Source organism: Lentzea tibetensis (assembly GCF_007845675.1).
GTDB classification, from domain to species: domain Bacteria; phylum Actinomycetota; class Actinomycetes; order Mycobacteriales; family Pseudonocardiaceae; genus Lentzea; species Lentzea tibetensis.
The window spans coordinates 89,313-115,119 of the sequence record NZ_VOBR01000017.1 but is presented as its reverse complement, the minus strand read 5'-3'; the positions used below and the strand labels follow the sequence as shown (position 1 = coordinate 115,119).

The following is a 25,807-nucleotide window of genomic DNA, read 5'->3' as shown; positions in this document are numbered from 1 at the left end:
GGGTAGACCCGGTATGAACACCGTGCCCGAGGCCTTCGCCGCATGGGTGAGCCCGCACCTGCCCGCGATGGCCAGGCTGGCCGCGCGGCTCGCGCCGGACGCCGACCGCGACGACGTCGTCCAGGAGGCGCTGGTCCGCGCGTGGACCAAACGCCACCAGTACGACGACCGCCGCGGCTCACCGTCCGCGTGGCTGCTGGCCATCACCGCCGACCAGGCGCGAAAGGCCCGCTCACGCGTGACGAAGTCGTCGCGGTTGCTGTCGACAGTTGACAGCGGCAAGTCCGCCCCGGTCTCCGACGACGGCGTCGACCTCCGCAGGGCACTCGCCCAGCTGACCGACCGGCAGCGGCTCGCCGTCGACTGCGTCTACTTCGCCGGCTTGTCCGTCGCGGAGACCGCCGCGGTCATGCGCTGCGCCGAGGGCACGGTGAAGTCCACTTTGTCCGATGCCCGCGCCAAGTTGCGCGTGCTGCTGGAGGTGATCTCGTGATCGACCCCGTCGACGAACTGCTGCGTGATGCCGGAGAACGCTGGCGCGCCGCTCAGCCGCCGCCGCCCGACGTGAACACGTCGCGCTGGACCCATCGAGCGCGATGGATGCCGTTGACCGCCGCGGCTGCCGCCGTGCTCCTGGCCGCCGGGATCACCTACGGAGTGACGGGCACGTCGCCACCGGACACGATCGGGGCGGGAAAGTACGCCGGCCTCGTGGTGCACGAGGGCGACACGGTGCGGGCGAGCGGCACGGTCTACGTGCAGGCGGACGGCAAGGCCGAGTTCTGCAGCGCGTACCTGATGGTGGGGCCGCTCACGGGGCCGGGCTGCGACGACGGTGTGCCGGTCGTCGGCGTCGACGCCGACCGCCTCACCACCCAGAGGCGCTCCTTCGACGTTCGCATCGGCGAGGCGCGGCTGACCGGCGTGTGGCGTGGCGGCGTGCTGACCGTGACCGAGCAGGCAGATCCAGGTGAGGTGTTCCAGCCGCCCTCCGACGGGAGGCCTGCGCCGTGCGCGCCGCCGCCCGGCGGGTGGAAGCCGGATGGCAAGGGTGCGGACCTGACAGACCTGATGAACTACGTCACCCAGGCGCACCCCGACCGGTTCGCCGTGCCTGGCTTCGTGACCGAGCAGGTGTACGTCGTGGGCGTGGTCCGGGGTGACCTCGCGGAGGAGACCCGTGAGCTCCGAAGCCGCTACCAGGGCAACCTGTGCGTCGTTGCCGCCGGCGGCGATCTGAGCATCGCTGACGACCGTGCGTTGCGGGATCAGCTCAAAGCCGTGTTGCCGGACCCGGACAGCCACATCCGCATCGGCACGAACCGCGCCAAGCTGGAGGTCGACATGACGACGCTGACGCCCGAGCTCGCGGCGAAGCTCGCACCGTTCGCGGACAGCCTCGACCTCAAGCCGTTTTTGCGTCCTGTTTCTTGAAGCTGAACAGGACCAGCAGCACGGCGCCGCAGACGAGCGCGATGTCCGCGACGTTCCCGACGAACCAGCCGTTGTAGTCGATGAAGTCGACGACGTGCCCCCGAGCGAAGCCGGGGGCGCGGAACAGCCGGTCGAGCAGGTGCGTCGTCGCGCCGCCCAGCAGCAACGCCAGCACGACGACCCGGCTCGCCGGCTGGGGCTGGGCGGCGTACCGGACCAGCAGCACCACCGCGACGGCGGCGACGATCGTGAAGACCCACGTGTTGCCCGCGCCGATGGAGAACGCGGCTCCGGGGTTGTACAGCAGCCGGAACTGCAGGAACTCGCCCAGCACGGGGATCGGCGCGCGGCCGGTGAGCGTGCGCTCGGCCCAGAACTTCGTGGCCTGGTCGAGCACGAGCACAACAGCCGCGATCCCCAGTGCGAGCGGCAGGCGGCGAACGTGTGTGGTGTCCATCGGGCGTCAGCGTAGCTACCCGATGTCGTCGACCTCGGTCCCGGCCAGGAACGTCTCCTCGGAGGCGCCCTCGTCGGTGTCGTGGTCGGCGACGATCCGCCACCGCCCGCCGGACTTGCGCGCGAAGACGTGGAACCGGCCGTAGAACGTCCGGCTCTCACCCGTGGCGCGCTGGGTGTCGATGCGGAACACGCCGCGCTCGCTCGCGACGTCGGCGCCGACGAGCCGTTCGTGGAACCGGAACTCGATCGCGATCCTGCTGCCGCGCTCGAGCACACCGGAGAACCACTCGTCGATCTGCGCGGCGTACGCGTCGTAGCCGACGATCTCCTTGGCCGGCCCGCCCGCGCGGATGAGGTCCGGGCTGTACAGCGCCATGAACGCCGGGGCGTCGCAGGCGCCGTACGCCTTCCGGAACGGGTGCCAGATGTCGTTGTTCAGCTCGTGCCGCATTGACCTACCTGCTGAGTCGGAGTGTGAGGACCTGGAAGGGCCTCAACGGAATCGCCTCCAGCGAGGTCTCGTCAACCGGGTTTTCCAGCAGGTCGCACACGTGAGCCGCGGTGGTGGGGAAGCCCGGCGTCATGGTGAACGCGGCTCGCCCGCCCAGCGACTCGTACAGCCGGACGATCACGTCGCCGGACCGGTCGTCCGCCAGCTTGACCGACTCGATCGCCACGGCAGAGTTGTCGACTGTCAACAGTTGGCCGCTCGCGCTCTCGCCGGGCAGCACGCGCAGCGGCAGGTTGAGCGCGTAGCCCTCGGCGACGGCGTCGACGACGTCCGCGCCCGGCAGCAGCGAGTACGTGAACCGGTGCGGGCCCTGGTCCGCGTGCGGGTCCGGGATGTGCGGCGCGCGCACCAGGCTCAGCCGGACGACCGTGGCGCGGCCGGAGCGGCTGATGTCGTGCCCGTACGTCGAGTCGTTGATCACCGCGACGCCGAAACCCGGCTCGGCGACGTGCACCCAGCGGTGCGCGTACACCTCGAAGCGCGCGGCGTCCCAGCTCGTGTTGGTGTGCGTCGGGCGGAACACGTGCCCGAACTGGATCTCCGCAGCCGAGCGGTCGGCGTGGACGTCCAGCGGGAACGCGGCCTTGAGGATCTTCTCCGACTCGTGCCAGTCGATCTCGGTCTCGACGTCGACGCGCTTCGACCCGGCGCGCACGGTGATCACCTGCGTGACCCTGGAGCGGCCGAACTCGCGGACGACCTTGACCGCACCGCGCAGGGGTCCCTGCTGTTCGAACTCGACGGACGTCGCCTCCACGAGGTCGACGTGCTTGCGCTTGTAGTGCGCGTCGATGTCCCACGCGTCCCAGTAGTTCGGGAAGTCCGGGTGCAGCTGCAACAGGTTGCCGGGGCCGGCGAGCACCTCGCGCCCGTCGGTGACGACCGACGTCATCAGGCCGTTCTCGTCGAACTCGACGCGCACCAGCCCGTTGTCGACGACGAGGCCTTCGACCGTCACACGCTGTCGACAGTCGACTGTTGACCCGACACCGTTCGCGGGAGCGGTGACGAACACCGGCTCGCCGTCGACGTCGACGACCTCGGCGCGGTCCCGCGGGCTGGTGTTGAACACACCGCCGCCCAGCGACTCCTGCGCCGCGGCGGTGATCTTCTCCAGCTCGGCGGCGACGGACGCGTACGTCTGCTCGGCCTCCTGATGCACCCACGCGATCGAGCTGCCCGGCAGGATGTCGTGGAACTGGTGTAGCAGAACGGTCTTCCACAGCTCGTCGAGTTCGTCGTACGGGTAGTCGAAGCCGTTGCGCACGTGCGCCGTCGTCGCCCACAGCTCCGCCTCGCGCAGCAGGTGCTCGCTGCGCCGGTTGCCGGCCTTGGTGCGCGACTGCGTGGTGTACGTGGCGCGGTGCAGCTCCAGGTACAGCTCACCCGACCACACCGGGGCGTCCGGATACTCCTCCTGCGCCTTGCGGAAGAACTCGTGCGGCGGCTCGATCTCGACCTTCGGCGAGCCCTCCAGGTTCCTCAGCCGCCGGGCGCGCTCGACCATGTCCCTGGTGGGACCACCACCGCCGTCGCCGAAACCGAACGGCAGCAACGACCTCGTGCCGCGGCCCTTCTCGGCGTAGTTGCGCACCGCGTGGCTCAGCTCCTTGCCGAGCACCTCCGCGTTGTACGTGTCCACCGGCGGGAAGTGCGTGAACACCCGGCTGCCGTCGATGCCCTCCCACCAGAACGTGTGGTGCGGCAGCTTGTTCGTCTGGTTCCACGACAGCTTCTGCGTGAGGAACCACTTGGCGCCCGCCAGCTTCGCGAGCTGCGGGAACGCCGCGGTGTAGCCGAACGAGTCCGGCAGCCACACCTCCTCGCAGTCGACGCCGAACTCGTCGGCGAAGAACCGCTTGCCGTGCACCAGCTGCCGGGCGAGCGCCTCGCCGCCGGGCAGGTTCGCGTCGGACTCGACCCACATGCCGCCGACCGGCCGCCACTGTCCACTCCGGACCGCGTCCTTGATCCGCTCGTAGATCTTCGGCTGGTTCTTCTTGACCCAGTCGTACTGCTGCGCCTGCGAGCACGCGAACACGAACTCCGGGTACTGCGTCGCCAGCCACGTCACGTTCGCGAAGCTGCGCGACGCCTTGCGCACGGTCTCCCGCAGCGGCCACAGCCACGCGCTGTCGATGTGCGCGTGCCCCACCGCGGACAGCGTGTGCGCGCTCGCGTGGGCCGGACGTGACAGCACATCGGTGAGCTCGGCTCGCGCGGCCTTCGCGGTGGCGGACACGGCGTGCGGGTCGAGCGCGTCCAGCGACCGTTCCAGCGCGCGCAGGATCTCGTACCGGCGCGGGTCGTCGAGCGACAGCTCCAGCATCAGGTCGCGCAGCACCTCGAGGTCGAGACCCAGGTGCCAGACTTCCTCGTCGAGCACCGCGAGCTCGGCTTTGTCCAGCCGGTACATCGGGTCCGGGGGAGCGGTCTTCTTGTCGCCGAACGGTGTCGGCTGGAAGTCGTGCTTGAGGATGTCCGGGTTGGCGGCCGCCTCGACGTAGAACTCGATCTCCGTCGCATCGGAGATCGGCACGTGCTTGTTGCGCGGCGCGACGCCCTTCACCGGCGTCCCGTCCGGCAGGTACACCAGCGCCTCGGCCTGGTTGCCGGGCCACGCGTCCTGGAAGCCGAGGTCGAAGACGGCCTCGACGTGCAGGCCGGTCCACTCCGCGGGCACCGTGCCGCGGACGCGGAACCACGTCGTCGACCACGGCGCACCCCACCGGTCGCCGATCGCGAACGGCTCGAACACCGCGTCAGCAAGCGCTTCCGCGAACGGGATCGGCTCGTCCGGCACCCGCCACGCCTCGACGGTGAACGGCACCGAGGCCGAATACAGCGCTGGCTGCACACGGGTCGTCAGCGCGCGCGAGAGCCGATCCTCCACCAGCCGCCGGTCATCGTGCACGGAAGTCTCCAGACAGGTAGGGGTGCGCGTCGAGGATGTGACGGGCGACGGTGACCGAGTCGATCAACGGGTGCAGTGCGAACGCCTTCAACGCGTGCGACCGCGACCCGGACACCGCGGCCTCGATGGTGAGGCGCTCGACGGTCTTCAGCGTCGTCACCAGCCCGACGCCGTGCTCGGGCAGCTGCGACACCGACACCGGTCGCGCGCCGTTGGCGTTGACCAGGCTCGGCACCTCGATGATCGCCGTCGAGTCCACAGCGGACAGCGTCGACCCGTTGGGGACGTTCAGGATCAGCGTCGTCTGCCGGTCGTGCGCGATGGCGTGCATCAACGCCAGCGCGACCTGCTCGTAGCCGCCGCCGTCGAGGTCGCACGTGTCGCGCTCGTCGTCGCGCGTCTCGGCCATGTACGTGGCCTCGCGCTCCAGCCGCGTGCGCTCCCAGCTCTCCAGCGACGGGTCGGAGTAGAACTTCTCCTGCTGGTGCAGCAGGAACTCCCCGCGCGACGCGCCCGCGGCGACCGCTTCCCGCGTGAAGTAGTAGTAGTGCAGGTACTCGTTCGGGATGGCGCCGAGCGCCCCGAGCCACTCCGCGCCGAAGAGCTTGCCCTCCTCGAACGACTCCAGCCGCGCGGAGTCCGAGATCAGGCGGGGGAGCAGGTCGACGCCCTCGACGCGGAACCCGTTCAACCAGCCGAGGTGATTGAGCCCGGCGTAGTCCAGCCACGCCTCGCCGGGGTCGACCCCGAGCGCGCGGGCGACCCGCCTGCCGAGGCCGACGGGGGAGTCGCAGATGCCGATCACCCGGTTGCCCAGGAACGACGACATCGCCTCGGTGACCATCCCCGCGGGGTTGGTGAAGTTGATGACCCACGCCTCCGGCGCGAGCACGGCGACCTTCTGCGCGATCTCGACGGCGACGGGGACGGTCCGCAACCCGTACGCGATCCCGCCCGCTCCGACGGTCTCCTGGCCGAGTACGCCGGCGTCGGCCGCGACGCGCTCGTCAACGGCCCGTCCATCGAGCCCGCCGACGCGGATGGCGGAGAAGACGAAGTCGGTGTCGCGCAACGCCTCGTCGAGATCTGTCGTCACCATGATGGATGGTGCATCCAATATATTGGATGCTAGATCCTGCAGGACGCGTGCGATCGCCGTCAGGCGTGCCGCGTCGAGGTCGTACAGGACGAGCTCGGTGACCCGGCTGGGCTCGCGGTCGGCGAGCAGTGCCCGGTAGACGAGCGGCACGCGGAACCCGCCACCGCCGAGAATGACCAGCCTCATGCTTCGACCACTTCCACTCCGGCATCGGTGAACGCACGCCGCGTCGCCGGGTCGGCCGACGCGGTGGTGACGACGACGTTGAGGATCTCCGGCCCGCACACGCGAGCCATGCCGACGCCGGGGAACTTGCCGCCGTCGGCCATCAGGACGACCTGGTCGGCGGCCTTGATCATGGCCCGCTTCACCGGCACCTCGACGACGGTCGTGTCCATGACGGCGCCGTCGCCGCGCACGCCGCTCGTGCCGAGGAACAGCCGGTTGGCGTGCACCTGCCGCAGGTTGTCCTCGGTCAGGTAGCCGACGAGCGAGTGGTAGGCGCGGCGCACGACGCCGCCGAGCAGCACGAGCTCGACGTTCTCGTCGTCGCGCAGCTCGTCGAAGACGGCCAGGTTGCTGGTGATCACGGTGAGCGCGCGTCCGTGCAGCAGCCGCGCGAGCCGGTGCGCGGTGGTGCCGATGTCGAGCAGCACCGTCTCGCCGTCCTTGATCATGTCCGCGCAGGCGCGGGCGACGGCGTCCTTGTCTTCGACGCGCTCGGCGGCGACGTCGGCCCACGGGTCGTCGTGGTCGTCGTCGACGACCATCGCGCCGCCGTACACCCTGGTCAGACGGCCTTCGGTGTCGAGGTGCTCCAGGTCGCGGCGGATCGTCGCCTGGCTGACGCCCAGCTTGTCGGCGAGGGCGCGGACCTCGCTCGGACCGTCCGCGCGCAGCGTGCGCAGGATCAGGTCGCGCCTGCTCTGGGGAAGCATGGCCCGACCCTACAACCCAACTTGCGCAAAGTTGAGCAAACTCTTGCCAACTCGTGCACAACCTGTGCAGTCTCTTGCGCATCTTCGAAGGGAGCTGAGGCGTGGACAACGATGTCTACCTGTCCGGACTGCTCTTCTACGACCTCGTCTTCACCGGTCTGCCCAAGCCGCCGACGCCGGGCGAAGAAGTGTGGACAGTTGACATGGGCAGCGGCCCAGGTGGCATCGCGAACTTCGCCGTCGCACTCGCACGGCTCGGCATGCGGCCGGTGCTCTCCGCCGCGTTCGGCGACGACCTCCACGGCAGGCACTGCTGGGACGTCCTCGAAGCCGAGGGCGTCGATCTCAGCTGCTCGCGCCGCTTCGCCGGCTGGGCGACACCGGTCACCGTCGCACTCGCCTACGACGACGACCGCGCACTCGTCACGCACGGCGCGACGCCGCCGTCGTTCGAGGTGACGCCGCCGTCGACGGCGGCGTCGATCGTCCACATCGCCCCCGACTCGGACCTGGACCTGCCCGGCCTGGTGTTCGCGGACGTCGGCTGGGACCCCACCCAGCAGTGGCGTCCCGACGTGCTCGACCAGCTGAAGCACTGCCACGCGTTCATGCCCAACGAAGTCGAGGCCATGGCCTACACCCGCACCGACACCCCCGAACTCGCCGCAGCCCGCCTCGCCGAGATCGTCCCGATCGTCGTCGTCACGCGCGGCCGCGACGGCGCCGTCGCGATCGACGCCATCTCCGGCGAGCAGGCGTCCGTGAACGGCGACGACGTCGTCGCCGTCGACACCACCGGCGCCGGCGACGTGTTCGGCGCGGCGTTCGTCCACGCGACGCTCGCTGGCATGCCGCTCGCCGACCGGCTGCGGTTCGCCAACCGCGCCGCGTCGATCTCGGTCCAGCGCGTCGGCGGCGCGCTCGCGGCACCCAGGTTGGAGGAGCTGTGAACCGCAGGGCGTTCCTGGCGCTCGCCGGACTCGTCGCCGCGGGCTGCGCGACCGAGGACCGCGACGGCTTGACGTTGTGGATGTGGTCGGGTGGCCTGAGCGAGAAGCTCCTCGAGGAGGCGTCGCGGCAGTTCCCCGGCCTCAAGCCGCTGCAGGTCGGCGCGGCGTTCAAGTCCAAGCTGATGACGAACCTCGCGGGCCGGTCGCACGTGCCCGACATCACCGGCCTCAAGGGCGAGGACATCTCCGCGTTCTTCCCGAACGCCGACCAGTTCGTCGACCTCAAGTCCCTCGGCGCCGAACGGCTGCGCCCGCAGTACCTCGACTGGAAGTGGCAGCAGGGCAGCACCGCCGAGGGCAAGATGATCGGCTTCCCCATCGACACCGGCCCGACCGGCCTGTTCTACCGGCAGGACGTGTTCGACACGCGAGGCATCAAGGGCGACTCCCTGCGCACGTGGGAGGACTACTTCGACGCGGGCGTCGAGCTCAAGCCCAACGCGCTCATGATCCTCAACCTGCGCATGGTGTTCATCATGGCGATGGCCCAGTCGAAGCGGCAGCTGGTCGACGAGGGCGGCAGGTTCATCGGCGACCAGGACCACGTCCGGCACGCGTGGGACCTCGCCGTCAAAGCTCAGCAACTGGGCATCAACGCCGCGATGCAGGACGGCAGCCCCGACGTCAACGCCGCGCTCACCACCGGCAAGGTCCCGAGCATGATCGGCGCGTCGTGGGCGGCGGCCGACCTGAAGTCCGGCGCGCCTGACTCCGCGGGCACGTGGCGGGTCGCGCTGACGCCGGGCGGCGCCGCGAACTACGGCGGCTCGTTCCTCGGCATCACCAAGTACTGCCGCGAGCCGGACAAGGCGTTCGAGGTGATCACCTGGCTGCTCAACGCCGACCGGCAGACGCAGGGCTTCCTCGACCTGAACCTGTTCCCGTCCACTCCGGACACGTTCGCCCGGCCGGAGCTGCGGCAGCCGGACGACTTCTTCGGCGGCCAGGTCATCGTCGACACCTTCGCGGAGAGCGCGAAGCAGGTCCCGATCGCCTACCTGAGTCCGTACGAGGTGCGCCTGTCGATCCTGTTCCACGACGAGCTGAGCAGCGTCGAGACCCTCGGCAAGCCGCCAGAGGAAGCCTGGCGCGACGCGCAGGACAAGGCTCGCCGGATCGCCGACCACGTGGGGCTGACATGAGGAAGTACCTGCCGCAGTACCTCGCGATCTCACCGTTCTTCCTGTTGTTCGGGATCTTCGGCCTGTTCCCGATGGTGTTCCTGCTGTACCTGGCGTTCCACTACTGGGACGGCGTCGGCGAGATGAAGTTCGTCGGGCTCGACCAGTTCGCGTTCCTGGTCACCGACGACACGTTCTGGCTGTCGCTGTCGAACACCCTGCAGATCTGGGTGCTCTCCACCGCGCCCACCCTGTTCCTGGGCCTGGTGATCGCGTTCGTGCTGCACTCGTCGGTGCGGTTCACGACCTTCTACCGCATCGCGTACTTCGTGCCGAGCGTGACGTCGCTGGTCGCGGTGGCGATCGTGTTCGGGTCGATCTTCTCGAGCAACTTCGGCCTGCTCAACGCGGTGCTGGACTGGATCGGCGCGGCCAAGGTCCCGTGGCTGACCAGCGAGCTCGGCATCAAGGTGTCGATCTCCGCGCTGATCGTCTGGCAGTGGACCGGCTACAACGCGATCATCTACCTCGCCGGTCTGCAGGCGATCCCGTCCGAGGTGTTCGACGCGGCCACAGTGGACGGTGCGTCGCGCTGGCAGATCCTGTGGCGCATCGTGATCCCGATGATGAGGCCGGTCATCCTGTTCACGGTGATCGCGTCGACCATCGGCGGGCTGCAGACGTTCACCGAGGCCCAGATCCTCGTCGGCGAGGAGGGCGGGCCCGGCCAGGCGGGCATGACGATGGTGCTCTACCTGTACCAGCAGGCGTTCAAGCACAACGACTTCGGCTACGGCGCGGCGATCGGCGTCGGCCTGTTCCTGGTGGTGCTGTTGTTCTCGGTCATCAACTGGCGGCTCGTGCAGCGGGGGGAGAGGCCATGAGGCGGCACCTGGTCCTGGGGTTCGGCGTGGTGCTGTCGCTGTTCCCGTTCTACTGGATGGTCGTCATGGCGACCAACAGCACCGAGGAGATCCTGAAGTTCCCGCCCGCAGTGACGCCGGGTGGTGAGCTGATGGCCAACGTGAGCAAGGTGTTCACCGAGATCGACTTCTTCGAGTCGATGCTGAACACCGTGCTCGCGGCGACCGGCGCGACCGTGCTGGTGCTGCTGTTCGACTCGCTGGCGGCTTTCACGTTCGCCAAGTTCCACTTCCCCGGCCGCACGGTCCTGTTCGTGTTGCTGCTGGCGACGATGATGATCCCGCCGCAGCTGTCGGCCATCCCGCAGTTCGTGGTGATGGCGCAGTTCGGCTGGGTGGGCTCGCTGAAGGCGTTGATCATCCCGGCGACCGTCAACGCGTTCGGCATCTTCTGGATGCGCCAGTACATCGCGGGCGCCGTGCACGACGAGCTGCTCGAGGCCGCGCGCCTGGACGGCTGCGGGTTCCTGCGCCAGTACTGGCACGTCGGCCTGCCGGTGGTGCGGCCCGCGCTCGGGTTCCTGGGTATCTACACGTTCATCAGCGTGTGGAACGACTACCTGTGGCCGCTGGTCGTGCTCGTCGACCCGGACCGGCTGACGCTGCAGGTCGCGCTCGGTCAGCTCAACCGCACGCACGACACCGACTACAGCATGGTGATGGCGGGGACGGTGCTCGCGGTGATCCCGCTGCTGATCGTCTTCCTGATCGGCGCACGCAACTTCATCGCGGATCTGGCGAAGGGTGCCGTGCGCGGATAACCCGTGATATAAATGAGGGCTGGGAATTTCAGGAATCATTTTTCCTGGGAATCGGCCTTCACTATATCACAGGGGGCAAGGTGCTGGCAGGGTTTTCAGCGGAACGGTCCAAAATCACCTCTCTCTACTCCAAGCTCGACGCGGAACGGGACGCCGCGGCGGCACAGCTCGACTCGGCCCTGAGGGACGGCAAGGTCGGAGGCTGGGAGCGGGAGGTGGCGGTGTCCACCTGGTCTGCGCAGGTCAGCAGGTTGACAGCGGCCGAGGAGGGGCTGTGCTTCGGCCGGATCGACGGTGAGGACGGCACATCGACCTACGTCGGCAGGGTGGGCCTGTTCGACTGCGACTACGAACCACTGCTGACCGATTGGCGGGCTCCGGCGGCGCGGCCGTTCTACACCGCGACCGCCGCGAATCCGGAGGGAATCGTCCTGCGACGTCATTTCCACACGCGTGGCCGTGACCTGCGGGACTTCTACGACGACGAGTTGTTGTCCGACATGCGGGCATTGCGTTCCGCATTGGACGCACCGCGGTCGGAAACGATGCGCGACATCGTGGCGACCATCCAGGCGGAGCAGGACGAGATCATCCGCGAAACCCACCAGGGCGTGCTGGTGATCGAGGGCGGTCCGGGCACGGGCAAGACGGCGGTCGCGTTGCACCGCGTCGCGTATCTGCTCTACACGCAGCGCGAGCGGCTGTCCCGCAAGGGCGTGCTGATCGTCGGGCCGAACGCGGGCTTCCTGACCTACATCGGGAACGTCCTGCCTTCACTCGGCGAGACCGACGTCGTGTTCGCGACGCCGGGCGACCTCTACCCCGGCGTGTCGACGTCGCGGGATGACACCCCTGAGCTGCAGCGGTTCAAGGGTTCGCTGGATGTGCTGGACGCGCTGCGCGCGGCCGTCGCCGACCGGCAGCAGGTCCCGGTCGAGCCGATCCCGATCGAGCTGGAGGACGTGGTCGTCCCGCTGGACGCCTACGTCGCCGCCGTCGCGCGGGAGAAGGCCCGGTCGCTCGACCTGCCGCACAACGCGGCGCGCAAGCACTTCTTCCTCGCGCTGGCGGAGGAGCTGGTGCTGCCCGCGGTGGAGCTGATCGGGTACGACTGGGCGGAGATCGAGGCGGACGTGCGCCGGGAGCTGCTCGGGAGCCCGGACCTGCGGCGTGCGGTCGACGTGCTGTGGCCGCTGCTGACACCGGAGCAGCTGCTGGCGGACCTGTACCACTCGCGGTGCTTCCGGATCGGGCTCTCCCGGCTGCACCGGTCCGACGGCGCCGCGTGGACCGTGTCCGACGTGCCGCTGCTGGACGAACTGGCCGAGCTGCTGGGTACCGACGGCAGCGAGGAACGCGCCGTTTCGGCCGCCGAACGCGAGGCGCTGGCCTACGCGCGGGGTGTGCTGGACGTGATCGAGATCGACACGGACATGTACGAGGACAAGTACGAGGAGGGAGGGGTCGCCGACGACTGGGTGAACGAGGTGACGCTGGCATCCCGCAACACGGTCAGGGACCACCGGACACTCGCCGAACGCGCCGTGACCGATCGGCTGTGGACGTACGGCCACGTCGTGGTGGACGAGGCGCAGGAGCTGTCCCCGATGGACTGGCGGGTGCTTATGCGCCGTTGTCCCGCCAAGTCCATGACGATCGTGGGTGACCTGGCGCAGCGCCAGTCCGCTTCCGGTGTGCGGAGCTGGGACGAGGTGCACTCGCGGTACGGCTACCGCAGGCTGGAGATCAACTACCGCACGCCGGGCGAGGTCATGGACGTGGCCGCGCCCGTGCTCGAGCTCGTCGACCCGTTCGCGGTCGTGCCGATGTCCGTGCGGCGCAACGGGATCCGGCCGTGGGCGCGGTTCGTCCTCGACCTCGACGACGCCGTGCGGGTCGAGCTGGAGATGCACACCACCGGGACGATCGCGGTGATCGGGTCGGGTGGCATGACACCTCGCGAGGCGAAGGGCCTGGAGTTCGACGTCGTCATCGTGACGGAGCCGCAGCGGATGACGCCGGGGGAGCTGTACGTGGCGCTGACGCGCGCGACCCAGCGCCTGGGTGTGCTGCACACCGAGCCCCTGCCGTCGTGGCTCTGCTGGGAGTGACCGCCTAGAGCAGGCGGAAGCGTTGTCTGGTGCGGTGAACGGGCCGTTCACCGCACCAGAGGCGCCAAAACTGTCGGTGCTTCGTGGCAGAGTAAGAATTGGGGGACCCCCGGCGGGGACGCCTGCGTGAGCGTGGCGGCAAACCGTGGAGGCGATCCGGGGCGTCGAAGTTATGCTGGAGAGGACACCTTCGTCGTCGATGGCTCCGGGCGTGCCGCGAAACGCCCTCACGCATGGCAGTGCACGTGCGCACCCGCGCAGAGCTGGACAAGCAACGCCGCACCCGTTCCCACCGCTGCTGGGACCACCTGCTGATCGCCGCCCTGTGGCCGATGCACGGCGACAACCTCGGCACACTCCTCCGCACGTGCGACGCCGTCGGCGCGTGCCTCGTCGTCCCACCGTTCCGCTGGGTCGACGAGGCACTCGCCCGCGGCAACACGCTCCGCAAAGCCAGCTGCGTGCACCGCACAGGAGACCCGTTGGGGTGGCTGGAAAAGCAGCGCGCGACCGCCAGGGTGATCGGCGTCGAACTGGCCGACGAGGCCGTCCGCCTCGCCGACCTGCCGTCCGCGAGAGAACGAACCGTGGTCGTGCTCGGCCACGAAGCGACGGGCATCCCGGCGGAGGCCCTGCCGTTGCTGCACCAATGCGTCGAGATCCCGATGATCGGAACCGGCCACAGCCTCAACGTGGCCGTGGCCGGTTCCCTCGTCGCCTACCGGCTATCCGGCATGCTCTGAGATCTCCTTCAGGATCCGGGACTTCAGCTCGTCAGGAGCGAACGAGGCGCGCACGCTGTTGCGCGCCAGGTCGGCCAGCTCCGACCGGCCGAGCCCGAACTCCTGGTGGCAGAACAGGTATTCGCTGTTCAGGTCGGTGTGGAACATGCCGGGGTCGTCGGTGTTGAGGGTGACGACGACGCCGGCGTCCAGCAGCTGCGGCAGAGGGTGCTCCTGGGCCGAGCGCACGACGTTGGTGCGCAGGTTCGAGATCGGGCACACCTCGAGCGGGATCCCGGTGTCCGCCAGGTGCTTCAGCAGCGCCGGGTCCCGCACCGCGCTGATGCCGTGACCGATCCGCTCCGCCTGGAGCGCGCGGATCGCCGCCCAGATCGTCGCCGGGCCGGTCATCTCACCGGCGTGCGGGACGCAGTGCAGTCCCGCGTCACGTGCGATGTCGAACGCCCAGCGGTAGCCCTCCCGGTCCCGGCCGGCCTCCTGGCCGGCGAGCCCGAACGCGACGGTGCCGCCGGGTCGCTGACGCAGTGCGAAGTCGAGTGTCGCCTGCTCCTCGCCCGGTGTCCGCAGGCCGGGGATGTCGAAGATCCACGCCAGGTGCACGCCGTGCTCGGCGAGCGCGCGCACGCGGCTGGTCTCCAGCGCCGCCTTGAGTTCGTCCGGTGCGACGCCCATCTGGATGTGACTGACCGCGCTCACCGTCACCTCGGCGTAGCGGACGTTGTTGAACGCCAGGTCCTCGGCGAGGCCCGTGATGAGCGTCGAGACGTCCTCGCCGCTGAGCATCAGGCTGTTGACCTTCACGTAGACGTCGACGAAGTGGTCGAAGTCGGTGAACTCGTAGAACTTCCTCAGCTCGGTCTCGTCCGTGGGGACTCCGACCTCGGGGTGCCTGCGCGCGAGCGTGAGAACGGTGTCGGTACTGGCCGCGCCGACGAGGTGAACGTGTAGCTCGACCTTGGGCAGCCCGAAGATGAACTTGTGCATGACGAACCTTTCGAACAGGTGAGGGTGGACGGGATCGGGCCCGTCACTCACCAGTCGAGGTCGCCGCGCTCATGGTCCTCCCCGTAGAGGGGGAGCGGCACCATGACGTACACGTCTACAACGTAGCAATCTCCGCCCGGATCGCGCTCTTGGTTTCGTCCGGCGCGAACGACGCGTCCACGCCGGCGAGGGCGATGGCGGCCAGGTCGCTCGTGCCGAGCCCGAACTCCTCCGCGCACAGCACGTACTCGTGGTCGAGGTCGGTGTGGAACATGCCGGGGTCGTCGGTGCTGAGCGTCACCGCGACGCCGGCGTCGAGCAGTCGCGGCAGGGGATGTGTCGACAGTTGACTGATGACACCTGTACGCAAGTTCGACGTCGGGCACACCTCGAGCGGGATGCCGTGGTCCGCGAGGTGCTTCAGGAGGTCGGGGTCGTCGACGGCGCTGACGCCGTGCCCGATGCGTTCGGCGTGGAGATGCGTCAGCGCCGCCCAGATCTCCGACGACGGCGTCGTCTCACCCGCGTGGGGGACGCAATGCAGTCCGGCGTCACGCGCCCGAGCGAACGCGTCCTTGAACGCCGCACGCGGTGCGTCGGCCTCGAACCCGCCGAGCCCGAAGCCGACGGTGCCGTCCGGCCGGTACTTGGTCGCGTAGTCCGCGCTCGTGAGCCCGAAGTCCTGATCGCACAGTCCGGGAACGTCGAAGATCCACGCGAGCTCGACGCCGTGGTCGGCCTTCGCCGCGGCGCGACCCCGTTCGAGTGCCTCGGTGAGCTCGTCGGGCGCGATGCCCACGCGCAGGTGACTGGTCGCGCTGACCGTCACCTCGGCGTAGCGCACGTTGCTCCGCGCGGCGTCTCGCGCGAGTCCGACCACCAAAGTCGTGACGTCCTCGCCGGTCGTCACCAAATCGTTGACCTTCCCGTACACCTCGATGAAATGGCGGAAGTCGGTGAACGCGTAGAACTCCCTGAGTTCGTTTTCGTCGGTCGGAACGGGACCGTCGGGATGGTTTCCGGCCAGGGTGAGCACGGTGTCGAGCGAGGCCGCGCCCACGAGGTGCAGATGCAGTTCGACCTTGGGCAGCGCGGCGACGAAGTCCGAAAGAGCACGCCTGATGGTCTCAGGTCAAGGGGTCGTTCGTCGGGTGTTTTCCATCTCTGTCCTATGTGGACCAGAAGTGCGCTTGACATGTCTTGTGGACGCGGTGGAGGGTGCGTTCTATCCCTGTTCAATTACCCATTCTTTCTTGGGGGTCCCTCGTGAGGGGTGCACGAAGAGCCGCAATGCTCGCGGCCGTGCTCGCACTGCCGTTCTGCCCGGCTACCGCGTTCGCGCAGGAAGGCCCGGTGTTCAAAGACGGCGAGGCTCAACCCGTCTTCGACCCGAAGGACGTCGTCAAGGAGAGCCTCTGGGTCCGAGCCCCGGTCGACAGCGACCGTGACGGCAAGGACGACGAGGTCTACACCGAGGTGGTCCGGCCCAAGGTGACCGACCGCGGACTCAAGGTCCCGGTGGTCTACATGGTCAGCCCGTACTTCTCCGGCGGCAACGACGTCGCGAACCACAACGTCGACGTCGAGCTGTACGTGCCGGACAAGCGCACCGGCAAGCTGACGAAGGCGTCGGCCGACGAGCGCGTCGCCGCAGCCGTGGGTCCGCAGCCGATCATCTCGACGCGCTACCAGGACTACTTCATCTCGCGCGGCTACGCCGTCGTCTACGCGGAGTCGCTCGGCACCGGCAAGTCCACCGGCTGCCCCACGTCGGGCGGCCGCAACGAGACCGTCGGCGCCAAGTCCGTCGTCGACTGGCTGAACGGCCGCACGTCGGCCCGTGACGCCGCGGGCGCCGCCGTGAAGGCGACGTGGACGACCGGCAAGACCGGCATGATGGGCGTCTCCTACAACGGCACCCTGCCCAACGCGGTCGCGTCGACTGGCGTGAAGGGCCTGGAGGCGATCGTCCCGATCGCGGCGATCTCCAGCTGGTACGACTACTACCGCGCTGACGGCGCCGTCGTCGCGCCCGGCACGTTCCAGGGCGAGGACGAGGACGTGCTCGCCGAGTACGTCTACACGCGCGCCGACCGGGAGATCTGCAAGCCGGTCATCGCCGAGATCGCCAAGGAGCAGGACCGGATCACCGGCGACTACAGCAAGTTCTGGGACGAGCGCAACTACGTCAACGACGCCCGCAAGGTGCGTGCTGCCGTTCTCGCGGTGCACGGGCTGAACGACTGGAACGTCAAGATGACGCACGTCGAGCAGTGGTACTCGGCGTTGAAGCGCAACGGTGTGGCGCACAAGATCTGGCTGCACCAGTCCGGGCACACCGACGCGGACACGCTGCGGTCCGTCGAGTGGCGGCGCACGCTCAACCGCTGGTTCACCCAGTACCTGTGGGGCCAGCGCAACGGTGTCGACCGCGAGCCCAAGGCGACGCTGCAGCGCGAGGACAAGACGTGGGTCGACGAGGCCGAGTGGCCGTCGCCGAACGCGTCGGACGTGCGGCTCAAGCTGACGCCGGGCGGTTCCGCGAAGGGCGGCATCGGCCTGTGGTCCGGTGGCCGCGCGGTCGAGAAGCTGACCGACGACTCCAGCAAGACCGCCGAGTCGCTGATCGACCTGCCGTCGTCGCCGAACCGGCTGTCGTACTCGTCGCCCGCCACGCGCAAGGACATCCGGCTCTCCGGTGTCGCGCGCGCCGACCTGCGGCTGGCGTTCGACCGGCCGGCGGCGAACGTGACGACCCTGCTGGTCGACCGTGCGCCGAACGGCACGTCGCACGTCATCACCCGCGGCTGGACCGATCCGCAGAACCGGGTCAGCCCGTCGAGGACGAAGCCGATCACGCCTGGTCAGTCCTACGACGTCGAGGTCGAGCTCGTGCCGGACGACTACATCCTGAAGACCGGCCACAAGCTCGAGTTCGTGCTGATCTCCAGCGACTACGACTACACCCTGCGCCCGAAGCCGGGTGCTGGTCTGTCGCTGGACCTCTCCCGCACCACGGTCAAGCTGCCCGTGGTCGGCGGCTGGGGTGCGCTGTTCCACTCCTTCGGCTGATCGGTTCGCACTGACGCGGGGGCGTGACCACGACCGTGGTCACGCCCCCGTTGCCGTGAACCCGCGGCACCCTAGACGCCACCCCCGACAAACCCCCGCCCTCAGCCAGTCCAAGATCCCGACCTGTCCACACCCAGGCACCTGTCCACAACCGGGACCAAGGGGCAGGACGGAATGCGCCAAACGGAGCAGAGTGGCGCCATGACCACCCCACTCCTGCCCCCGCTCCGCGTGCTGGCTCCCGAGGACCTGATCGCCTCCGTGCCGCACATACTCGGGTTCCACCCGGACGACTCGCTGGTCGTCATGGCCATGCACGAGCACAACCTCACGTTCACCATGCGCGTCGACCTGCCACTGGCCAGACACCGCCGGCCGCTGGCCGAACAGCTGCTCATTCCGATACGCGAGCACCAGCCGACCAGCGTGCTGCTCCTCGTGTTCGGCGGCGTCGGCACAGCCGACCCACCGGAAGAACTGCCCCACAAGAAGCTGATCGACGTGCTCGACGACGCCGTGGACTCGATCGGCGTGGCCGTCGCCCACGCCGTGTGGGTGCAGTCGTGCCAGACCGGCGCCCCTTGGTACTGCTACGACGACATCGACTGCGGCGGCACGATGCCGGACCCGAGCTCGTCCCCGGTCGCCGCGGCGAGCGCGGCGGCGGGCATCGTCACGTTCTCCAACCGGGCGGAGATGGCCGCGCTGGTGGCCCCGGCGCCGGACGACGTGCTGGCCCGCAGATCGGCTCTCCTCGACGAAGCCGTCGAGGAACAGCGCATCGCGACAGCGGCGGGTATTCGCCTGGTGCGTGACGCGGTGGGCGAGTTCCCCAGCCGGACGAACCCGCTCACCGACGACGAGATCGTGCGTCTCCTCATGGCCCTGTCCGACGACCGCGTCCGTGACGCCAGCCTCTCGTTCTCCATCGGACCCACGTCGGCCGCGGCCGAGCACCTGTGGCTGGAGATGACGCGAGGCTGTCCCGCGCCCGAGCGAGCTGACCCGGCGACGCTGCTCGCCTTCACCGCGTACCTGCGCGGCGACGGCGGGCTGGCCTCGGTCGCGTTGCACGCCGCGGAGACGGCGTGCCCAGGGCATCGTCTGGCCGGCCTGCTGCGCCACGCGCTCGACTGCGGCCTCGCTCCCGCACGCATCCGGGCGCTGGCGCAAGGTGCCGCGCAGGAGGCCGCCTGGCACCTCGCGGCGGGTGCTCAGCAATGAGCCCTGGTGCGGTCTGGCTGCTCGGACCGGAGTCCGGGCAGCCAGACCGCGACGACCGGGTCAGAGCAGCTCGGGCCGTTCCCATCCCTGGTCCAGCACGTGCTCGGCCAGGAAGGCGAACACCGTCTCGTACCAGACCTTCGCGTTCCCCGGCGTGAGGATCCAGTGGTTCTCGGTGGGGTAGTACAGGAACTTCGCGGGCACGCCGTGCCGGACGAGGTCGAAGTACAGCCGCTGCCCCTCACCGATGGGCACCCGGTAGTCCTTGTCGCCGTGGATCACCAGCATCGGCGTCTTGATGTCGGCGACCCGCAGATGCGGCGAGTTGGCCAGGACCTGCTCGGGGCGGGCGATCGGGTCACCCATCTCGCGGATCCAGTAGAACGACTCGTCGGTGGTACCGGTGAAGGCGTCGAGGTTCCACAGCGAGGCGTGCGTGACGATCGCCTTGAAGCGACTCGTCTGCGTGGCGATCCAGTTCGCCATGTAGCCGCCGAACGAGCCGCCCATCGCCGCGGTGCGCGAGGAGTCGATCGCCGGGTGCTCCACCGCCGCGTCGGTGATCGCCATCAGATCGGTGTAGGGGGCACCGCCCCAGCGGCCCCAGCCGGTCTCGATGAAGTCCGGGCCGTAGCCGGTGGACAGGGCCGGGTCGGGCAGCAGCACGGCATAGCCCCGCGCGGCCATCAGCCACGGGTTCCAGCGCCAGCTCCATCCGTTCCAGCTCATGACAGGACCACCATGCACCCACAGCAGCAGCGGAGCTGGCGCGTCGGACTCCGGCAGCACCAGCCACGCGCGGACGGTGCGTCCGTCGGAGACCTTCACGGACAGCTCGCTCAGGGTCCCCGGCACCGAGGTGACAGCGCCCGGCGCCAGCAGCCGCACGGGATCCTGGTCCGCCACAGCTGGGTCGATCCGGACCGGCTGCGGCGGGTGGTCGACCGAGCTCCGCAGGGCGTAGACAGCGGAGCCGTCGGGCGCGACGCGGACGTCGGTGTAGGCACCGGACACGGTCAGCTTGATGATCTCGCCGGAGGCGAGGTCGAGCTTCCAGACCGGCTGGTGCCCCAGGTGGGAGCTGATGAAGAACACCGAGCCGCCATCGGGACTGACGACCGGGAACTCGGGCTCCTCGGCGAACGACGGCGCGAGCTGCTCGACGGCACCTGTGGCGATGTCGATGCGGACCAGCCAGTGCCGGGTGGGCGAGGACTGCGTCGAGTCGCGGGCCTGCACCGCGATCACCGCGGACGAGTCCGGGGTGAACGTCGGCTGGTAGAACGAGTGATGCTCCACGTCGGCGAGCACGCGCGAGCCGCTGCCGTCCGCGGCGGCGAGGCGCAGCACGGTGTGGCGGCCGTAGGAGGCGCTGACCTCGACCTCCTCCCCGTACAGCACCCACTGGCCGTCCGGGCTGATCGCCACGTCCTCCGCGATGCGACCGTCGGCGTCCGGGGTGAGCTCTACCGGCTCGTCGAACGGGACGGCCGGAGCCGTCAGCAGGCGCGGGTGAGCGGGCCCGAGGTCGGCGTCCCAATGCCTGATCGGGTAGGACTCGTGCAGGATCGCGGTGACCCCGGAATCCTCGCGGGCCTTGCGCTTGACGTCGTCCGCGGCGCCGAAGTCCACCAGGCGGTGCGCGGACGCCGAGAGCAGCACGGTCCCCGCGTCGCGGGCGACGAGCACCTGGCCGACGCCACCGCCGGGGCGGAAGACCTCAGCGGCCTCGCCCGAGACCGGCAGTTGCCAGAGGGCGGTCTTGTCGGTGGCGTCGCCAGGCTTGGCGGTCGGGTCGGGCCTGCTCGACAGGAACAGCAGGGCGCCGTCCGGGGTGAAGACCGGGCTGGAGTCGCTCTTGGACGACCGGGTCAGCCGCCTGGCGGGAGCGGCACCGAGCGGGTCGATCTCCCACAGGGCGCCCTGCCAGGTCTTGCCGTCGGCGGCGAGCGACGACACCACCGTGACGAGCCGGGTGCCGTCCGGCGACACGGCGAGCGACGAGACGCGGGGTGTGGCGTTGTAGCTGTCGAGCGAGGCGAAGTCCGTCACTCAGGCCCCCTGCCTGGTCTTGGTGAACTCCCACGCGTCGCGGACGATGCCCGCGATGTCGGCGCGTTCGGGCTTCCAGCCCAGCTCGGTGCGGGCGCGCTCGGCGGACGCGACGAGGACGGCCGGGTCGCCGGCACGGCGGGGAGCGACGACGGCCGGGATCGGGTGGCCGGTGACCTCGCGGCAGGTGTCGATGACCTGCTTGACCGAGAACCCGGTGCCGTTGCCGAGGTTGTAGATCCGGTGCTCGCCCGCGACGGAGGTCTCGACGGCCAGCAGGTGGGCGTCGGCGAGGTCCGTGACGTGGATGTAGTCGCGGACGCAGGTGCCGTCCTCGGTGGGCCAGTCCTCGCCGAAGATCTGGATGTGCTCCCGCTGGCCGAGTGCCACCTGCAGCACCAGTGGGATGAGGTGCGTCTCGACCGCGTGCCGCTCCCCGATGTGCCCGTAGGCGCCGGCGACGTTGAAGTACCGCAGGCTCGTCGCGGCGATGCCGAACGCCTGCGCGTACGACGTGATCGCATGGTCGATCGCGAGCTTGGTCGCGCCGTAGGTGTTCGTCGGGTGGGTTGGCGCCGTCTCCGGGATCGGAACTTCCCGAGGCTCGCCGTAAGTCGCGGCAGTGGAGGAGAAGACGAGCTTCGGCGTGCCGTGCTCCTTCATCGCGTCCAGCAGGCGAATCGCCGTCAGGACGTTGCCCGTCCAGTACTTGCCGGGGTCCTGCATGGACTCGCCGACGAGGGACTTCGCCGCGAAGTGCAACACACCGTCGAAGCCCTCGGCGAGAACTTCACCGATCACGTCGGCGATGTCGCCCTGGACGAATCGGGCGCCGGCAGGGACCGCGTCCGCGTGGCCGGTGGAGAGGTCGTCGAGCACGACGACCTCGTGCCCGGCTTCCAGCAACCGAGCCGCACACACGCTGCCGACGTATCCGGCACCACCCGTCACGAGCAGCTTCACCGCGTTCCTCGCATTCCTAGTCAGTCAGATGTCACGGCCGGCACCGGCGGCCGGAACCGCGGTGAAGAGCCGGGGCCTGGTCAGGGAGCGTGCCGCGAACCCGGCGAGCACGGCCCGCTCGACCTCGGTGTGGAGGCCGGTCGGCACCAGCGCGATGGCCGAGCCGCCGAAGCCGCCGCCGATCATGCGGGCACCGAGGGCGCCCGCGGACATGGCCGAGTCGACGGCGATGTCGAGCTCGAGGCACGAGACCCGGTAGTCGTCGCGCAGCGACGCGTGCGACGCCGAGATCAGCGGACCGACGTCGGCCAGCCGTCCGGCGCGCAGCAGGTCGACCGTCCGCAGCACGCGGTCGTTCTCGGTGACCACGTGCCGCACCAATGGGCGCACGTCCTCCGGCAGCCGCGTGAGCGTCTGGTCGAGCTCGGTGACGTCGACGTCGCGCAGAGCGGGGACACCGAGGATCTCGGCGGCGCGTTCGCAGCCCGCGCGCCGGGAGGCGTAGCCGCCGTCGGTGTTCGAATGGCTGGCGCGGGTGTCGATCACCAGCACCTCCAGCCCGCTCGCCGCAGCGTCGAACGGAACCTGTTCCGATTTGCCGGAGCGGACGTCGTGGAACAGCACGTGCGCCTCGACGCACTGCAGCGACGCGGTCTGGTCGAGCAGGCCGGTCGGTGCGCCGACGAAGTCGTTCTCGGCCCGCTGCACCCAGCGGGCGATGTCCGGGCGCTCGGCGGACCGCTCGGCGAGTCCGAGCAGCGCCAGCGCCACCGCGCACTCCAGTGCGTGCGACGAGGACAGCCCGGCACCGGCGGGGACGTCCCCGGCGATGACCAGGTCGGCGCCGCCGTGCACGCCTTGGTCGCGCAGCACCCAGGCGACACCGGCCGGGTACGCGCTCCACCCTGAGAGCGTGCCGGGGGCCAGGTCGGCCACCGAGACCGGCGGGGAGTGCTGGACGCCTCCGTCGTCGCCGAGGGTGCTCACGGTGAGCATCCCGTCGGCGCGGCGCGCGGCCGCCACCGCGATGCGGTGCGGCAGTGCGAAAGGCAGCACGAAACCGTCGTTGTAGTCGGTGTGCTCGCCGATGAGGTTGACGCGGCCGGGAGCCGACCAGACGCCCTCGGGTGCGCGCCCGTGCTGACGCTCGAACGCCGAGGCCGCCTTGGCTGCCGGAGTCAGCGAGCCAGCTGTCACCGGGCCAGCACCAGGACGGCGTGCGCGACCGCGGGGTCGAGCTCGGCGGTGTTGCCGTTGCCGCGGACCTGGACGACCTTGCCTGAACCGAGCGAGTCGATCTCGACCGTGCCGCCCGGCACTACGCCGGCCTGCCGGAGCTCGGCCATCAGGTCGGGGTCGAGCTGGACGTGCTCCGCGATCCGGCGCACCTCGACTCGGCCGCCTCCGCGGCGGGCCACCTCGTCCACCCGGATGAGGTCCGCCTCGGCGGGCGGGGCGGGCTCGCCGTCGCCGAGCTTGTCGAGGCCGGGGATCGGGTTGCCGTAGGGCGACGTCGTGGGGTTGCCGAGCAGCTTGACGAGCTTGCGCTCGACGGCCTCGCTCATCACGTGCTCCCAGCGGCACGCCTCGCTGTGGACGTGCTCCCACTCGAGCCCGATGATGTCGACCAGCAGGCGCTCGGCAAGGCGGTGCTTGCGCATCACGGCGATGGCCAGGTTGCGGCCCTGCTCGGTCAGCTCGAGGTGGCGGTCGTCGGCGACGACCACCAGGCCGTCACGCTCCATCCGCCCCACGGTCTGGCTCACCGTCGGTCCGCTCTGGCCGAGTCGCTCGGCGATGCGGGCGCGCAGAGGTACCACGCCCTCTTCTTCGAGCTCGTAGATCGTGCGGAGATACATCTCCGTTGTGTCGATGAGGTCGTTCACACCCGCTCCCCTTCGTATGGTGTCAATGTTAGTCGCATAGGTGGTCTTGCCTGGGACAAGGTCGTCCCGGTTCGGCAGGATGGGGCGTGTGGACCCCTTGATCACTCCCGAAACGGTCGCCGAGGCGATGAAGTGGGGAGCGGGCTTCGCCCTGCTCGACGTGCGGTGGCGCCTCGGCGGACCACCCGGACGTCAAGACTACGAGGCCGCGCACATCCCGAGCGCGTTGTTCGTCGATCTCGACACCGAGCTGTCGTCGCCGCCTGGGCCCGCGGGCAGGCATCCGCTGCCTGATCCGGAGCGCTTGCAGGAGGTGCTGCGCCGGGTCGGCGTCCGCGAGGGCGGGCAGGTCGTCGTCTACGACGCGGGCGACGGGTCCGTCGCGGCGCGCGCCTGGTGGCTGCTGCGGTGGGCCGGATGCCGGGAGGTCGCGGTGATGGACGGCGGCTTCGCCGCGTGGCAGGCCGCGGGCTTCAAGGTGACCGATCACGTCCACGACCAGATCCCCGGCGACTTCGTCGTCCGGCCTGGTCAGATGCCGGTCGTCGACGCCGACGGCGCCGCCGCGCTGGCCCGCGACGGTGCGCTGCTCGACGCGCGGGCGCCGCAGCGGTACCTGGGCGAGACGGAGCCGATCGACCCGAAGGCCGGGCACATCCCCGGCGCGCTGAACGCGCCGTCGGCCGGGCACCTCGGCGACGGCGGCCGCTGGTTGTCGTCCGACGAGCTCGACGAGCGCTTCGAGAAGATCGGCGTGAAGCCCGGCGAGCCGGTCGGCGCGTACTGCGGGTCCGGTGTGACGGCATCGTCGGTGGTGCTCGCGCTCGAGGTGGCGGGCATCACGAGCAGGGAGAACCCGGCGACCCTCTACGCGGGGTCGTGGTCGAACTGGTGCGCCGAGGACCGTGAGGTCGCTACCGGCTGAACCTGCGGCGGACCTCGCCGACCCGTACGACGGCGTCGTCGAGGTCCGCGCGGACTCAGGCGTTCGGGAGGCGTTCGAAGCCGAGCGTCGCGAGCTTGAGCGCGATGCCGCAGGAGTCGATGTCGTCGACCTCGAGGACCTTCACGACCCACGCGGGGGTGATGGCCTTGGGGTCGTCGGTGAGCATGACGACGATGGAGCAGTCGCCTTCCTTGTCGACGACCTCCCACGCGGTGTTGCCCCCGACCTCGATGGGCTTCTTCTCGCCGTCGGCGTCGGCGAACGTCACCATCTGGGTGATGACGGCGTACGGGTTCTCGGTGCTCTGGACGCAGCCGCCCTCACCGGCCTTGCCGCCGACGGCGGTGGCGATGTCGGCCGGCTTGAGGATGTCGCAGTCCTCGTAGCCTTCGGTCTTCTTGGCGACCTTGATCTTCACGTCGCCCGAGCTCGACTTCGTCGACGTCGGCGGGGCGGAGGTCTTCGTCGACTTCGACGAGGACGTCGGGGGCTTCTTCGACGTGGTCTCAGAGGCCTTCTTGGCGTCTGCGCCCGCCAGGGCCGTACCGCCGATGCGCTGGGCGCATCCGGTCACGCCGATGGCCAGCGTCAGCACGATGAGTGCGGAGGCGAGTCGCGATTGCATGTGTTGTCAGACCCCTGTCAAGACAATTCGG

The 25,807-nt window shown here is 69.5% G+C and carries 23 protein-coding genes; 11 read left to right on the top strand and 12 right to left on the bottom strand.

All coding sequences use genetic code 11. From position 1 onward, the window contains the following. Positions 1 to 13 precede the first annotated feature (13 nt). Together FKR81_RS25735 and FKR81_RS25730 are read left to right on the top strand one after the other, a co-directional pair. Positions 14 to 493 carry an RNA polymerase sigma factor gene (locus FKR81_RS25735; RefSeq protein ID WP_146355262.1) on the top strand — a complete coding sequence of 160 codons (480 nt, stop codon included), beginning with the start codon at positions 14 to 16 and terminating at the stop codon, positions 491 to 493. Beyond that, the gene (locus FKR81_RS25730; protein ID WP_146355260.1) at positions 490 to 1,434 is read left to right on the top strand and encodes a hypothetical protein; all 945 of its coding nucleotides are present in this window, start codon (positions 490 to 492) and stop codon (positions 1,432 to 1,434) included. Before FKR81_RS25735 ends, FKR81_RS25730 begins: the two co-directional genes overlap by 4 nt. Here the strand turns inward: FKR81_RS25730 and lspA are convergent. Genes lspA through FKR81_RS25705 form a run of 5 tightly spaced genes read right to left on the bottom strand, consistent with a single transcriptional unit; the run spans position 1,406 to position 7,355 of the window. Then, positions 1,406 to 1,891, bottom strand: a complete 486-nt coding sequence (lspA, locus tag FKR81_RS25725; protein WP_146355258.1) for a signal peptidase II — start codon at positions 1,889 to 1,891, stop codon at positions 1,406 to 1,408. The genes FKR81_RS25730 and lspA overlap by 29 nt on opposite strands. Positions 1,892 to 1,906: 15 nt before the next feature. Continuing rightward, positions 1,907 to 2,344 (bottom strand): YybH family protein, encoded by a 438-nt coding sequence (locus FKR81_RS25720; RefSeq protein ID WP_146355256.1) that lies wholly within the window; start codon positions 2,342 to 2,344, stop codon positions 1,907 to 1,909. Between the two features lie 4 nt (positions 2,345 to 2,348). Continuing rightward, entirely contained in the window at positions 2,349 to 5,318 is a 2,970-nt protein-coding gene (locus FKR81_RS25715) for an alpha-mannosidase (protein ID WP_146355254.1), read from the bottom strand. Continuing rightward, positions 5,308 to 6,603, bottom strand: coding sequence for a 6-phospho-beta-glucosidase (locus tag FKR81_RS25710; RefSeq protein WP_146355252.1), 1,296 nt, complete (start codon positions 6,601 to 6,603; stop codon positions 5,308 to 5,310). Before FKR81_RS25710 ends, FKR81_RS25715 begins: the two co-directional genes overlap by 11 nt. After that, positions 6,600 to 7,355 (bottom strand): DeoR/GlpR family DNA-binding transcription regulator, encoded by a 756-nt coding sequence (locus FKR81_RS25705; protein WP_146355250.1) that lies wholly within the window; start codon positions 7,353 to 7,355, stop codon positions 6,600 to 6,602. The genes FKR81_RS25710 and FKR81_RS25705 overlap by 4 nt, the downstream gene beginning before the upstream one ends. Before the next feature lie 101 nt (positions 7,356 to 7,456). Between FKR81_RS25705 and FKR81_RS25700 the strand changes: the two genes are divergently transcribed. The 6 genes from FKR81_RS25700 (at position 7,457) to FKR81_RS25675 (ending at position 14,024) form a co-directional block, all read left to right on the top strand. After that, complete coding sequence (locus tag FKR81_RS25700) at positions 7,457 to 8,305, top strand: carbohydrate kinase family protein (protein WP_146355248.1); 849 nt, start codon at positions 7,457 to 7,459, stop codon at positions 8,303 to 8,305. Beyond that, complete coding sequence (locus tag FKR81_RS25695; protein ID WP_146355246.1) at positions 8,302 to 9,507, top strand: ABC transporter substrate-binding protein; 1,206 nt, start codon at positions 8,302 to 8,304, stop codon at positions 9,505 to 9,507. Before FKR81_RS25700 ends, FKR81_RS25695 begins: the two co-directional genes overlap by 4 nt. Then, complete coding sequence (locus tag FKR81_RS25690; RefSeq protein ID WP_146355244.1) at positions 9,504 to 10,370, top strand: carbohydrate ABC transporter permease; 867 nt, start codon at positions 9,504 to 9,506, stop codon at positions 10,368 to 10,370. The genes FKR81_RS25695 and FKR81_RS25690 overlap by 4 nt, the downstream gene beginning before the upstream one ends. Continuing rightward, complete coding sequence (locus tag FKR81_RS25685; protein ID WP_146355242.1) at positions 10,367 to 11,170, top strand: carbohydrate ABC transporter permease; 804 nt, start codon at positions 10,367 to 10,369, stop codon at positions 11,168 to 11,170. Before FKR81_RS25690 ends, FKR81_RS25685 begins: the two co-directional genes overlap by 4 nt. Before the next feature lie 80 nt (positions 11,171 to 11,250). Then, positions 11,251 to 13,281, top strand: a complete 2,031-nt coding sequence (locus FKR81_RS25680; protein WP_235921766.1) for a UvrD-helicase domain-containing protein — start codon at positions 11,251 to 11,253, stop codon at positions 13,279 to 13,281. 233 nt (positions 13,282 to 13,514) lie between these two features. Continuing rightward, a complete protein-coding gene (locus FKR81_RS25675) occupies positions 13,515 to 14,024 on the top strand; it encodes a TrmH family RNA methyltransferase (RefSeq protein WP_146355240.1) in 510 nt (169 codons plus the stop codon). Here the strand turns inward: FKR81_RS25675 and add (FKR81_RS25670) are convergent. Beyond that, positions 14,007 to 15,008, bottom strand: a complete 1,002-nt coding sequence (gene add / locus FKR81_RS25670; RefSeq protein ID WP_146355238.1) for an adenosine deaminase — start codon at positions 15,006 to 15,008, stop codon at positions 14,007 to 14,009. The genes FKR81_RS25675 and add (FKR81_RS25670) overlap by 18 nt on opposite strands. Before the next feature lie 115 nt (positions 15,009 to 15,123). Continuing rightward, the gene (gene add, locus FKR81_RS25665) at positions 15,124 to 16,098 is read right to left on the bottom strand and encodes an adenosine deaminase (RefSeq protein WP_328593160.1); all 975 of its coding nucleotides are present in this window, start codon (positions 16,096 to 16,098) and stop codon (positions 15,124 to 15,126) included. Positions 16,099 to 16,298: 200 nt separating this feature from the next. On the opposite strand from add (FKR81_RS25665), the gene FKR81_RS25660 reads away from it, so the two are divergent. Further along, positions 16,299 to 18,080 carry a Xaa-Pro dipeptidyl-peptidase gene (locus FKR81_RS25660; protein ID WP_146355234.1) on the top strand — a complete coding sequence of 594 codons (1,782 nt, stop codon included), beginning with the start codon at positions 16,299 to 16,301 and terminating at the stop codon, positions 18,078 to 18,080. 201 nt (positions 18,081 to 18,281) lie between these two features. Then, positions 18,282 to 19,304, top strand: coding sequence for a DUF4192 domain-containing protein (locus tag FKR81_RS25655; protein ID WP_186763169.1), 1,023 nt, complete (start codon positions 18,282 to 18,284; stop codon positions 19,302 to 19,304). Between the two features lie 60 nt (positions 19,305 to 19,364). Here the strand turns inward: FKR81_RS25655 and FKR81_RS25650 are convergent, their stop codons facing one another. From FKR81_RS25650 to FKR81_RS25635, 4 genes are read right to left on the bottom strand one after another with little or no spacing between them, the layout of a single operon-like run. Further along, positions 19,365 to 21,356: a S9 family peptidase gene (locus FKR81_RS25650; RefSeq protein ID WP_146355231.1), complete on the bottom strand. Its 1,992-nt coding sequence runs from the start codon at positions 21,354 to 21,356 to the stop codon at positions 19,365 to 19,367. Continuing rightward, positions 21,357 to 22,319 carry a UDP-glucose 4-epimerase GalE gene (galE, locus tag FKR81_RS25645; RefSeq protein WP_146355229.1) on the bottom strand — a complete coding sequence of 321 codons (963 nt, stop codon included), beginning with the start codon at positions 22,317 to 22,319 and terminating at the stop codon, positions 21,357 to 21,359. Between the two features lie 24 nt (positions 22,320 to 22,343). Beyond that, on the bottom strand, positions 22,344 to 23,501 hold the full coding sequence (galK, locus tag FKR81_RS25640; protein WP_146355450.1) for a galactokinase: 1,158 nt from the start codon (positions 23,499 to 23,501) through the stop codon (positions 22,344 to 22,346). Positions 23,502 to 23,512: 11 nt separating this feature from the next. Next, complete coding sequence (locus FKR81_RS25635) at positions 23,513 to 24,205, bottom strand: metal-dependent transcriptional regulator (RefSeq protein WP_146355227.1); 693 nt, start codon at positions 24,203 to 24,205, stop codon at positions 23,513 to 23,515. Positions 24,206 to 24,293: 88 nt separating this feature from the next. On the opposite strand from FKR81_RS25635, the gene FKR81_RS25630 reads away from it, so the two are divergent. Beyond that, positions 24,294 to 25,130: a sulfurtransferase gene (locus FKR81_RS25630; RefSeq protein ID WP_268891579.1), complete on the top strand. Its 837-nt coding sequence runs from the start codon at positions 24,294 to 24,296 to the stop codon at positions 25,128 to 25,130. Positions 25,131 to 25,185: 55 nt separating this feature from the next. Here the strand turns inward: FKR81_RS25630 and FKR81_RS25625 are convergent, their stop codons facing one another. After that, positions 25,186 to 25,776, bottom strand: a complete 591-nt coding sequence (locus FKR81_RS25625) for a DUF3558 domain-containing protein (protein WP_146355223.1) — start codon at positions 25,774 to 25,776, stop codon at positions 25,186 to 25,188. Between the last annotated feature and the right edge of the window lie 31 nt (positions 25,777 to 25,807).

Coding starts and splice junctions, on each gene's coding strand:
- FKR81_RS25655 (WP_186763169.1), top strand. CDS start 18,282: ATGACCACCCCACTCCTGCCCCCGCTCCGCGTGCTGGCTCCCGAGGAC.
- FKR81_RS25710 (WP_146355252.1), bottom strand. CDS start 6,603: ATGAGGCTGGTCATTCTCGGCGGTGGCGGGTTCCGCGTGCCGCTCGTC.
- FKR81_RS25735 (WP_146355262.1), top strand. CDS start 14: ATGAACACCGTGCCCGAGGCCTTCGCCGCATGGGTGAGCCCGCACCTG.
- FKR81_RS25685 (WP_146355242.1), top strand. CDS start 10,367: ATGAGGCGGCACCTGGTCCTGGGGTTCGGCGTGGTGCTGTCGCTGTTC.
- FKR81_RS25625 (WP_146355223.1), bottom strand. CDS start 25,776: ATGCAATCGCGACTCGCCTCCGCACTCATCGTGCTGACGCTGGCCATC.
- FKR81_RS25690 (WP_146355244.1), top strand. CDS start 9,504: ATGAGGAAGTACCTGCCGCAGTACCTCGCGATCTCACCGTTCTTCCTG.
- FKR81_RS25720 (WP_146355256.1), bottom strand. CDS start 2,344: ATGCGGCACGAGCTGAACAACGACATCTGGCACCCGTTCCGGAAGGCG.
- FKR81_RS25705 (WP_146355250.1), bottom strand. CDS start 7,355: ATGCTTCCCCAGAGCAGGCGCGACCTGATCCTGCGCACGCTGCGCGCG.
- add (WP_146355238.1), bottom strand. CDS start 15,008: ATGCACAAGTTCATCTTCGGGCTGCCCAAGGTCGAGCTACACGTTCAC.
- lspA (WP_146355258.1), bottom strand. CDS start 1,891: ATGGACACCACACACGTTCGCCGCCTGCCGCTCGCACTGGGGATCGCG.
- FKR81_RS25660 (WP_146355234.1), top strand. CDS start 16,299: ATGCTCGCGGCCGTGCTCGCACTGCCGTTCTGCCCGGCTACCGCGTTC.
- FKR81_RS25675 (WP_146355240.1), top strand. CDS start 13,515: ATGGCAGTGCACGTGCGCACCCGCGCAGAGCTGGACAAGCAACGCCGC.